This is a genomic window from Candidatus Thiopontia autotrophica (assembly GCF_982804495.1).
This window is the reverse complement of the sequence record NZ_CEYDPX010000004.1, coordinates 59,788-71,496: the sequence shown is the minus strand read 5'-3', so window position 1 is coordinate 71,496 and position 11,709 is coordinate 59,788. Positions and strand designations below refer to the sequence as shown.

Annotated in this window: 9 protein-coding genes and 2 tRNA genes (1 of these 11 only partly in view); 5 read left to right on the top strand and 6 right to left on the bottom strand. The window is 48.8% G+C overall.

Annotated elements, in window-relative coordinates; all coding sequences use genetic code 11:
• From AC3ZFK_RS02755 to tig, 6 genes are all read right to left on the bottom strand, one after another.
• Positions 1-42 (bottom strand) — tRNA-OTHER (locus tag AC3ZFK_RS02755) (it extends 53 nt beyond the left edge of the window).
• A 22-nt stretch (positions 43-64) separates the two neighbouring features.
• Positions 65-140 (bottom strand) — tRNA-Val (locus tag AC3ZFK_RS02750).
• A gap of 88 nt (positions 141-228) precedes the next feature.
• On the bottom strand, positions 229-2,673 hold the full coding sequence (gene lon / locus AC3ZFK_RS02745) for an endopeptidase La (RefSeq protein ID WP_487506566.1): 2,445 nt from the start codon (positions 2,671-2,673) through the stop codon (positions 229-231).
• A gap of 13 nt (positions 2,674-2,686) precedes the next feature.
• A complete protein-coding gene (gene clpX, locus AC3ZFK_RS02740) occupies positions 2,687-3,955 on the bottom strand; it encodes an ATP-dependent Clp protease ATP-binding subunit ClpX (protein WP_487506565.1) in 1,269 nt (422 codons plus the stop codon).
• Positions 3,956-4,086: 131 nt separating this feature from the next.
• Complete coding sequence (gene clpP / locus AC3ZFK_RS02735) at positions 4,087-4,692, bottom strand: ATP-dependent Clp endopeptidase proteolytic subunit ClpP (protein ID WP_487506564.1); 606 nt, start codon at positions 4,690-4,692, stop codon at positions 4,087-4,089.
• Positions 4,693-4,743: 51 nt separating this feature from the next.
• Complete coding sequence (gene tig / locus AC3ZFK_RS02730) at positions 4,744-6,048, bottom strand: trigger factor (protein WP_487506563.1); 1,305 nt, start codon at positions 6,046-6,048, stop codon at positions 4,744-4,746.
• Between the two features lie 305 nt (positions 6,049-6,353).
• Here tig and acs point away from each other — a divergent pair, with 305 nt between their 5' ends.
• The 5 genes from acs (at position 6,354) to AC3ZFK_RS02705 (ending at position 11,709) form a co-directional block, all read left to right on the top strand.
• Positions 6,354-8,294, top strand: coding sequence for an acetate--CoA ligase (gene acs / locus AC3ZFK_RS02725; RefSeq protein WP_487506562.1), 1,941 nt, complete (start codon positions 6,354-6,356; stop codon positions 8,292-8,294).
• Between the two features lie 248 nt (positions 8,295-8,542).
• Positions 8,543-9,205: a c-type cytochrome gene (locus AC3ZFK_RS02720; RefSeq protein ID WP_487506561.1), complete on the top strand. Its 663-nt coding sequence runs from the start codon at positions 8,543-8,545 to the stop codon at positions 9,203-9,205.
• A 55-nt stretch (positions 9,206-9,260) separates the two neighbouring features.
• A complete protein-coding gene (locus AC3ZFK_RS02715) occupies positions 9,261-9,962 on the top strand; it encodes a NapC/NirT family cytochrome c (protein ID WP_487506560.1) in 702 nt (233 codons plus the stop codon).
• A 10-nt stretch (positions 9,963-9,972) separates the two neighbouring features.
• The gene (locus AC3ZFK_RS02710; RefSeq protein ID WP_487506559.1) at positions 9,973-10,911 is read left to right on the top strand and encodes an ankyrin repeat domain-containing protein; all 939 of its coding nucleotides are present in this window, start codon (positions 9,973-9,975) and stop codon (positions 10,909-10,911) included.
• A 198-nt stretch (positions 10,912-11,109) separates the two neighbouring features.
• Positions 11,110-11,709 carry a c-type cytochrome gene (locus AC3ZFK_RS02705; protein ID WP_487506558.1) on the top strand — a complete coding sequence of 200 codons (600 nt, stop codon included), beginning with the start codon at positions 11,110-11,112 and terminating at the stop codon, positions 11,707-11,709.

The following is an 11,709-nucleotide window of genomic DNA, read 5'->3' as shown; positions in this document are numbered from 1 at the left end:
GGCGTGACAGGCCGGTATTCTAACCAACTGAACTACCGCTCCACAATTTTTACAACACATTATTTGGTGGGTGCTGCAGGGATCGAACCTGCGACCCTCGCCTTGTAAGGGCGATGCTCTCCCAGCTGAGCTAAGCACCCTATCTGTCTTCAGATAGCGCGCGCTAGTCTACGATATACCATGACTCATTACTAGCTTAAATATCACTTTTATACTGTTTTTTTGCCTTTAGTGAGTCTGTCTAACAGATGACTCATGGCTGTTTTCCGCACCGCTACCGGACTCCTCTATTTTCTCGTCCTGCTGCTCTTTTTCGTCCAGTGGTTGCGGTGAAAACTGCAACGCAATCTCCAACACCTCATCAATCCATCTGACCGGTTTTACCTCAATGTCAGTGAGGATGTTTTCCGGAATCTCCTTGAGATCCTTTCTGTTCTCTTCAGGTATCAGTACGGTAGTGATTCCACCACGATGAGCCGCCAGCATCTTCTCTTTCAACCCACCAATAGGCAACACTTCTCCACGCAGGGTAATCTCACCTGTCATTGCTACATCTGCACGAACCGGAATACCGGTAAGCACGGAAACCAGTGCTGTACACATCCCTATCCCCGCACTTGGCCCATCCTTGGGAATAGCCCCTTCCGGCACATGGATATGGATATCACTTTTCTCGTAATAGGATGATTTGATTCCCAATGCGGAGGAGCGGCTACGCACCACCGTCATCGCAGCCTGAATGGACTCTTTCATGACATCACCGAGCTGACCGGTCACCGAGAATTTGCCTTTTCCAGACATTACAGCCCCTTCTATGGTCAACAACTCTCCACCAACCTCGGTCCATGCAAGGCCAGTAACCTGGCCAATCTGATCATTCTTCTCGGCCAGTCCAAAACGGAATTTTTTGACCCCAAGATAGTGCTCAAGGTTACGGATAGAGACAGATACCTTGCCCTTCTGCTCCTTGAGAACCAGCTCTTTGACCACTTTGCGTAATACCTTGGATATCTCACGCTCAAGATTTCTGACCCCAGCCTCTCTGGTGTAGTGTCGTACCATCTGACGGACTGCACCAACACTTATGGTCACCTCTTTGGCCTTGAGACCGTTATCCTTCATCTGCTTTGGAATCAGGTACTGGCGCGCAATATTGAGCTTCTCCTCCTCGGTATAGCCAGGAATTCTGATCACCTCCATGCGATCACGCAGAGGGCCGGGTATATTCATACTATTGGCGGTTGCCACAAACATCACATCAGAGAGATCATAGTCCACCTCAAGGTAGTGATCGCCAAAGGTGCTATTCTGCTCGGGGTCAAGCACTTCGAGCAGAGCCGATGCCGGATCACCACGAAAATCCATTGCCATCTTGTCTATTTCATCCAGCAGAAACAGTGGGTTTCTCACCTCCGCCTTGCTCATATTCTGGATGATCCGACCCGGCATTGACCCTATATAGGTTCGCCTGTGCCCACGAATCTCAGCCTCATCACGAACCCCACCAAGTGACATCCGTACAAATTTACGACTGGTAGCACGGGCAACTGATTGCCCTAACGAGGTCTTGCCAACCCCTGGAGGACCAACCAGACAGAGAATTGCCCCTTTGATCTTGCCTACACGCTTCTGTACTGCAAGGTACTCAAGAATTCTCTCCTTCACCTCTTCCAGACCGTAGTGGTCTTCATTCAATATCTTCTCTGCACGGGCCAGATCACCACGAACTTTTGAGCTCTTCTTCCATGGAACGCCTATCAAGGTCTCAAGATAGGTACGGACAACTGCCGCCTCAGCAGACATGGGAGACATCATCTTCAGCTTCTTCAGCTCGGAGTCAGCTTTTGCCTGGGCCTCCTCTGACAGCTCGGCCTTCTTGATCTTTCCCTCCAACTCATCCATCTCGTTGGTTCCATCCTCAGATTCACCCAACTCTTTCTGGATCGCCTTGATCTGTTCATTCAGATAGAACTCACGCTGATTACGCTCCATCTGTTTCTTGACCCTACCCCGCACCCTCTTCTCCACCTCAAGAATATCGAGCTCACCCTCCATGATGGAGAGAATATTTTCCATCCTCTCCTGCACATCGAAGGTCTCCAGCAGCTGCTGTTTCTCATCGATTTTAAGCGTCATATGCGCCGCCACCGTATCACTGAGACGGCCAGGATCATCAATTCCAGCCAGTGAGGTCAAAACCTCTGGAGGAATCTTCTTGTTCATTTTTACATAGTGTTCGAACTGACTCTGAATGGAGCCGGATAACAGATCAACCTCAACACCACCAACAATCTCTCCACGATGAACTGAAACCTGGGCACGCATATACCCATGATCCTCATCGATATGGTGAATCAGTGCACGATTTTTACCCTCCACCAGAACCTTGACGGTCCCATCAGGCAATTTCAGTAGCTGGAGAATGGTGGCAACTGTACCTGCATTAAACAGGTCGCTTATGGATGGCTCATTCTCAGTTGCACTCTTTTGTGCCACCAGAAGAATTTTTTTATTTTCCGCCATCGCTGATTCCAGAGCCGCGATGGAACGGGGACGCCCAACAAATAGTGGGATCACCATATGTGGATATACCACAACATCGCGCAGTGGAAGCAGTGAGTACTCCTGCATTAAAGGATCAACTGGAGCTACACTCTTGTCTTCTGTTCCCATGGAGTATTAGGTACTACTCAGCGACAGCCAGCTTTTCCTGCTCGCCCCCCTCAAAGATAAGCAGCGGCTCTGATTTATCATTGATAACAGTGGCATCCACCACCACCTTCTCAACACCCTCCTGGGATGGGAGATGGTACATGGTATCAAGTAGCGCATGCTCAAGAATAGAGCGCAGGCCACGAGCACCAGTCTTGCGTTTGATCCCCTTTTTGGCAATAGCATGCAGGGCATCCTCGCGAATATCCAGCTCTGCCCCCTCCATCTCAAAGAGTTTTCCATACTGTTTGGTAAGGGCGTTCTTCGGCTCTGTCAGAATCTTGACCAGCGCATCCTCATCCAGCTCTCTCAGAGTTGCCTCTACGGGAAGACGGCCAACAAACTCCGGGATCAATCCGTACTTGATCAGATCCTCTGGCTCAACATCCTCCAGCACCTCACCAACAGAACGTTCATCATCCTTGCTCTTGATCTCGGCAGCAAAACCGATACCACTTTTCTCGGAGCGGTCACGAATAATTTTGTCCAGCCCGGCAAAGGCACCGCCACAGATAAAGAGAATCTTGCTGGTATCTACCTGCAAAAACTCCTGTTGTGGATGCTTTCTTCCGCCCTGTGGCGGCACAGATGCTGTTGTACCCTCAACCAGCTTCAACAGTGCCTGCTGTACGCCTTCACCAGAGACATCACGGGTAATGGATGGGTTGTCTGCCTTGCGGGAGATCTTGTCAATCTCGTCAACATAGATAATGCCACTCTCGGCACGCTCCACATCGTAATCACACTTCATCAGCAGTTTCTGGATGATATTCTCTACATCTTCACCTACATAACCGGCCTCGGTCAGTGTGGTTGCATCTGCAATGGTAAACGGAACATTAAGGGTACGGGCCAGAGTCTCTGCAAGCAGAGTCTTGCCACACCCTGTAGGGCCAATCAACAGTACGTTACTTTTGGCAAGCTCTACATCATCCTTTTTATAACCTGACTCTACGCGCTTGTAGTGGTTATAGACCGCAACAGAGAGGGTCTTTTTGGCCTGGTTCTGACCAATAACATAGTCATCAAGTGTTGCCCTGATCTTCTCCGGAGTCGGCAACAACGATTCTGAAGAGGACTCTTCATCCTCATCCTGCTCCTCTCGAATGATGTCATTACAGAGCTCTACACACTCGTCGCAGACATAAACCGATGGGCCCGCAATCAGTTTTCTTACCTCAGTCTGACTCTTTCCGCAGAAAGAGCAGTAGAGAAGCTTGCCATCTTCCTCGTTTTCACTCATAAAATTTGCACCTTCCGTACCTTGAGCAACTAGATCACTCGTCAATTACTGTTTTTTGATGGTTCTTTATACTATATTGGCCAGATTATACAAGACGCAGCCACACAATAACCAACTGTTTCTATCAGTTATTAATTGCGGCTCGATAACACCTTGTCTATCAGGCCATACTCAACCGACTCATCACTACTCATAAAGTTGTCACGGTCTGTATCCTTGCGAATCTGATCAATTGGCTGCCCCGTATGGTTAGCCAGGATCTTGTTCAGCCTCTCACGCACATCGAGAATCTCTTTGGCATGAATCTCGATATCTGATGCCTGCCCCTGAAAACCACCAAGAGGCTGATGAATCATCATCCTGGAGTGTGGAAGACAGAAACGTTTCTCTGCCGCCCCGCCAGCCAGTAACAGTGCCCCCATACTGGCAGCCTGACCAATACACATGGTACTTACGTCTGGCTTGATAAACTGCATGGTGTCGTAAATAGAGAGACCAGCTGTAACTGAACCACCAGGAGAGTTGATATAGAGATGAATCTCCTTGTCTGGATTCTCAGACTCCAGAAACAGTAGCTGAGCAACCACCAGATTAGCCATCTGATCCTCAACCGGGCCCACCAGAAAGATGACTCTCTCCTTGAGTAGGCGGGAGTAAATATCGTAAGCCCTCTCCCCACGTGAGGACTGCTCTACCACCATTGGTACCATGCCTATATTCTCTATTGGTGAACTCATACTCTTATCTCTTCCTCGGTTAAATGGTTCAATGCTACCTGTATGCGATACCTAAGCAGTACGATTGGCATTAGCCTTCTGCATCAGCTCCTCGAACTCCATACTCTCGTCCGACACTGTAGCATCATTCATCACCAGATCCACAATCTGCTCCTCCAGAGCCAGATTCTGCACACCCTCCAGCTGCTGTGGATTCTTCTCATACCACTCAATAACCTCCTGTGGATCCTCATAACCTGAAGCCATGGTCTCAATATGCTTCTTCACCTTGGTTGGATCAACCTGGACATTATGTTCACGGGTAATCTCAGCCAGAATCAGCCCCAGCTTGACTCTACGCTCTGCCTGCTCCTTGAACAGGTCAGGACTCAGAACTCCCTCCTGCCCCTGCATCTGCTGCTGCATGTTTTCAGCCATACGGGCAGCCTCTTCATCAATCAGTGGGGTTGGAATATCAAAGCCGTGCGTCTCATATAGCCCGTCCATCACCTGATTCTTGTTCACCTGGCTAACTGCCTGATCACACTCGCGCTGCATGTTTTCACGAATCTGGGTACGGAAAGCCTCAACCCCGCCCTCGGTTACGCCATACTTGGTAATAAACTCATCATCTATCTCTGGAAGCACCGCCTCGGAGACACTGTTTACCGTGATCGCAAACTGGGCTGGTTTGCCAGCCAAATCCTCTGCCGCATAGTCATCAGGGAAGGTGACATCAATACTCTTCTCCTCACCAGCCTTCATCCCGGCAATACCCTCTTCAAAGCCTGCAATCATTGAACCGGATCCCAGAGTTACCGGCACCCCTTCAGCAGAGCCTCGGTCAAACTCCTCACCATCAACAGTTCCAACAAAATCTATCACTACCTGATCACCATCGGCTGCTGCTCGCTCAACCTCGCCCCAGCTCTGTTGCTGGCTACGCAGATTGTCGATCATCTTGTCCATGTCATCATCACCAATCTCAACAACAGGCTTCTCTACCTTGATATCTGCAAACGATGCGATCTCAAACTCTGGATAGATCTCAAATGTGGCCTTGTAGGTGAGGTCCTTACCCGCTGCTATCTCTTCCGGATCAATCTTTGGAGCTCCCGCCGGAGTAAGATTCTCCTTGGTGACCGCCTCACCAAAACTGGCCTGAATCACCTCTCCTGCAACCTCGTGGAGAACTGACTCCCCAAAACGCTTCTTGACTACCGCCATTGGCACTTTTCCAGGACGAAAACCATTCAGTTTGGCCGTATTTTTCAGTCGGTTGAGACGATCCGCAACCTCCTTGTCAACACGCTCCGCAGGAACAGTAATTGTAATTGTGCGCTCTAGCCCTTGGGTTGTTTCTACAGATACTTCCATGTCTACTCTCGATTCCGTGGTTGAAAGCCGCGTATTGTACCCCAAAATCTCGCTCTGGCAGTACCCTAAAAAACCAATCATGGCTAGAATGTACAGTTTCATCCTGGAAGAGCAAATTTAACCTGAATCCTCCAGATGATCGTGCGTATAATGTGCAACATATTGATTCATAGAGCGAATTCTCGACTGAGCATAATCCTTGTTGTGATTTCCGAAGAATAAAATATCACTATATGAATCAAGAGGTTGGTGTATAACAGGTGGGAGCACCTAGAGAATTCAGGCTTAACATGGAGGTCAACAATATGAGCAGTGGAAAAACTTACCCGGTTAATAGTGATTTTGCGGCACAGGCCAACATCACCGCTGAACAGTACGAGGAGATGTATCAAAAATCTGTGGCTGACCCTGAGGAGTTCTGGGCAGAGCAGGCATCTAGCTACCTCACCTGGTTCAAGCCGTGGGAGACCACACTTGACTGGGATTATAGTAATGACGTCCATATAAACTGGTTCAAGGGTGGCAAACTCAACGCCTCATACAACTGTCTTGATCGCCACCTGAAGGATCGTGGTGATCAGATTGCAATTATCTGGGAGGGGGATGACCCCAATGAGGATCGCAAGATAACCTACAGGGAACTCCATTCCGAGGTCAGTCAATTTGCCAATGTGCTCAAAGCACGTGGGGTAGAAAAGGGAGACCGAGTCTCCATATATATGCCGATGGTTCCAGAGGCTGCTGTAGCAATGCTTGCCTGCACCCGTATTGGTGCCATCCACTCTGTAGTGTTTGGCGGATTCTCTCCGGATGCACTGCGTGATCGCATCCTTGACTCTGATTGCCGGGTGGTGATTACCGCTGACCAGAGCATTCGTGGCGGCAAAAAGGTTCCGCTTAAACAGAATGCAGACCAGGCCATGGCCGCCTGCCCCAATGTCCATACCTCTATTGTGGTAAGACGTGGCGGAGAGCCTGTTGAGTGGAATGCGGAGAGAGATATCTGGTACCACGAAGCGATGGAGGATGCACCTACCAAGTGCCCTCCTGAGGAGATGGATGCCGAGGATCCAATGTTTATCCTCTACACCTCTGGCTCTACCGGAAAACCAAAAGGGGTCCAACACACAACTGGTGGTTATATGCTCCATGCTGCCATTACCCACAAACTGGTCTTTGACTACAAGGATGGCGAAGTCTACTGGTGCACCGCCGACGTGGGATGGGTAACCGGACACACATATATACTCTATGGCCCCCTGGCTAATGGCGCCACCACCATGATGTTTGAGGGCATCCCCACCTACCCCACCGTCTCCCGCTTCTGGGATGTTTGTGACAAGCACAGTGTAGCCAGCTTCTATACTGCACCCACCGCAATTCGTGCACTAATGGCTGCTGGTGATGAGCCGGTGCGAAGCACATCCAGAAAATCACTGCGACTGCTCGGGACTGTAGGCGAACCGATTAATCCGGAGGCCTGGGAGTGGTACTACAATGTGGTTGGTGATGGGCGCTGCCCAATTGTTGATACCTGGTGGCAGACCGAGACCGGTGGCCATATGATTACCCCTCTGCCAGGGGCACATCAACTTAAACCGGGCTCTGCAAGCCGTCCCTTCTTTGGGGTGCAGCCAGTACTGCTGGATGATGAGGGTAACGAGCTTGAAGGGGCAACCTCAGGCAATCTGGCAATGAAATTTCCGTGGCCAGGGCAGATGCGCACCCTATATGGCGACCATAACCGTTTTATCGAAACCTATTTCAGCCAGTTCCCCGGATACTATTTCAGTGGTGATGGTGCCCGCCGTGATGAGGATGGATACTGGTGGATTACCGGTCGGGTTGATGATGTACTCAATGTCTCTGGTCACCGTCTGGGAACCGCAGAAATTGAATCAGCCCTCGTACTGCATGAACAGGTGGCCGAAGCTGCTGTGGTTGGATACCCACATGAAATTACCGGACAGGGAATATACGCCTTTGTCACCCTGATGCAGGAAACCGAAAGCAGTGACTCACTAAAAGATGAGTTGGTGGCGCTTGTACGCAAGGAGATTGGACCAATTGCCAAGGTTAACATTATCCAGTGGGCCCCAGGGCTGCCAAAAACACGTTCCGGCAAGATCATGCGCCGAATTCTACGCAAGATTGCAGCTAACGAGCTGGAAGATCTGGGAGACACCTCTACCCTGGCTGACCCCTCTGTGGTTGAGGAGTTAATCAACAATCGGGAGAGTGGATAAACCAACCAGATCTCCCTCACAAGTTATCCTATGGGGGAAAGGTTATGGTTCAGTGCGTTGTAATAACACCTGTAGAGCCCTCTCCCCAAACCCCCATCCCATTAATCTTTTTCAGATGTTCCTTAGTTGTGTAGAAAAATAGTTGCGCCTACTCACCCAACCAGTATGATTGGGCGAGTAATAAAATATAAATTAAACATCTTGCTGATCCCATGATCTATCCAGGATGTTGTTTCGGAGGAGATGTAATGCATAGAAAGCCGATCACTTTCATGTTTATTGCCATGTTGTCACCACTATCCCATGGGTGGGATGGGTTTGATCGTGGAGGTGAGGCCGAGGAGGCAATGACGCTTACACCGGATATAGATAACGGCAAAAAAATATATGATACCTGCTCTCTATGCCACACCTCGCAGGGCTGGGGAATGGCTCCAGGAATTGGTCAATACCGTGTCCCGGGAACATATCCACAACTGGCCGGCCAGCACAAGTCGGTTCTGATCAAACAACTAACCGATATTCGCCAGCTTAATCGCGACAATCCGGTCATGTATCCATTTACTCTGAACAGATATATTGGTAATGCTCAGGATATAGCAGATGTCACTGGATACATCACAACCCTGCCTGTTAACAGGCAAAACTACCTCGGACATGGAGACGACCTGGAGCATGGCAAAAAACTTTATCAGGACAACTGCGCTCAATGCCATGGCGACAACGGTGAGGGCGATCCGGAAAATTTTTATCCCAAACTGAACAATCAACACTACGAATACATGTTAAGACAGTTTATCTGGATCAGGGATGGCAAACGGAGAAACGCCAACAAGAAGATGGTCAAACAGATTCAAAAATTTAGCTACAGAGATATAAAAGCAGTCATTGATTACTCATCAAGATTCTAACAAACGCGCAATAATAACAAGATATTATAAAAACTATTAAAGGAAACTTGTGAAGATGAAAAAACTATTTGTCCCACTCCTGATTTTCGTGGCAGGCATGGTTGCCCTGGGGGGCGTAAACATATTCTTTGGTGCAACCAACGAGATGGCATTCTGTACATCATGTCACTCAATGAAGGTAAATCTTGAAGAGTACAAAGAGACCGTCCATTACAAAAACCAGTCCGGTGTGCAGACAACCTGTTCCGACTGCCACGTACCGCAGCAATTCTTCCCCAAGGTCCTTGCCAAGATCATGGCAGCCAAGGATGTATACCACTGGGTGCTCGGTACTATTGAGCCGGATGAGTCACAACTTGTAAGTGCAGATGACAATGGAAATTGTCCGGATCTGTTTGTCCCGATCAAGGAGGGGTCCAACCTCTGCATTCCAAATTACGGGGAAGTCTATAGCGAAGATGACATGAGCGAGGAGGCGGAAGAGCGTCGAGAGGCTGCCCTGGAGAAATTCAATGCATATCGCTGGAAGATGGCAAACAGTGTCTGGGACAAGATGAAGGCATCCGATTCTCGCGAATGTAGAAACTGTCATGATTTCGAGAACATGGACCTTGATATACAGGACCGCAGTGCTCGCAAGAAACATGGTCGCGCCACAGAGAAGGGACAGACCTGTATAGATTGCCATAAGGGAATTGCCCATACAGAGCCCGACGAGCCTGAGGAGAATGAAGACGAAGAGGAAGATGAAGAATAGGAACAGCACAATGAAAAAAATCGTAATAACCCTACTCTCCATGCTCCTCTCAACTACAGCATCCGCTGATGAGGCACTGGATAACGCCCTGCGCAGAGCAGCTGCCAATGGTGATTTTGAGGCCACTCAACAACTAATTGACAGAGGCGCGAATGTAAACAGCAGAGGAGAGCTTGGCCATACTCCGCTGATTTATGCTGCAGAGGATGGTCAAATCTCAATTGCAAAACTGCTTATTGACAGTGGCGCCCGTATTAATGATCAGACCAAAGGTGGATATACCGCCATCTCCGCTGCTGCAGATGAGGGAAGTATCACCCTGGTAGCCCTACTATTAAGGTCAGGTGCCGACCCTCACATCAAAACCAGTAATGGAATGGATGCCCTGATGGTGGCAATCCGCAGTGGAGATGCAGATGTCATCTCCATGCTTATGGCATATAACAGCAACATTAACACCGCAGATCGCCATGGACGGACTGCTCTCATGATAGCGACAAAACAGGGGCACATTAATACTGTACACATGCTTCTTCTCGCCAGTGCGGGAATGGATATTCGTGATAAAAATGGGAAAACTGCATTGATGATGGCGGCCGAGAGCGGGAATATGGATATTATTAATGCCCTGCTCAACCGCGGGGCATCAACATCCGTCACTAATGATCACGGCGCATCAGCTCTCCACTACGCTGTCTCCAAAAGAGGGGTTGATAGCGCACTTACCATACTTAACCACGGTGCAGATATAAATGTCACCGACCAGGATGGGTGGACACCACTAATGGAAGCGGTAGGCAGTGGCAATATGGAGCTGGCAAAACTAATGATTCAACGAGGCGCAAAGACAGATGTGCGTGATCATGAGGGGCTTGATCTGTTACTGATTTCAAAAATGAATCGCCATCATCAACTAACAGAATATCTTCGCACAATCATAAAAAAATAATTTTACTGAAACGCTGCAGCCACACCCTGAATGCAGTTTCAGTAAACGCATATAAGAAGATACAGATACTCTAATCTGCCTCTATTTGCTTGCACAAGAAGTTCTTTTTATATTATTATTGCTCTGCTCCGGGTTGAGAGACTTGGAGCAAATTAATATTAATTTTAACAAAATCTCTAATTAACTTTAGGAGGAGATATGAAAGCAACTAAACTTGCTATGGCCATCATTGGTGGCTGCGCAATTAGTCTGTCTGTATCTGCAGGCGGAAATATGACAGGGGCTGATGCATCAATGCTATCCAATACCTGTGCCGGTTGTCACGGTACTGATGGCGGTAGTTCTGGACCAGCTATTCCATCCATTGGCGGAATGTCTGCAACCTACATTACAGATATGATGAATGCATACAAGTCGGGTGATACTGTCAGTACCATTATGGGACGTATTGCCAAGGGCTACAGCGAAGATGAGATCGGCGCAATGGCTAACTACTTCGCCGAGCAATCACAGACTCGTGCAGATCAGTCTTTTGACAAGGCCAAGGCTGCCAAGGGTATGAAACTGCATGACAAGTACTGTGAGAAGTGTCACTCAGAGGGTGGATCTCTAGCCGACGATGACTCCGGTATTCTTGCTGGTCAGCTAACACCTTACCTTCACTACAGCATGGAAGACTTCGATAATGGAGATCGCTCTATGCCCGAGAAGATGAAGAAAAAGGTCAAGAAGCTGAACAAGAAGGAAGGTGCTGCCGGTATGGAAGCCATCCTCAACTACTACGCCAGTCAGCGTTAA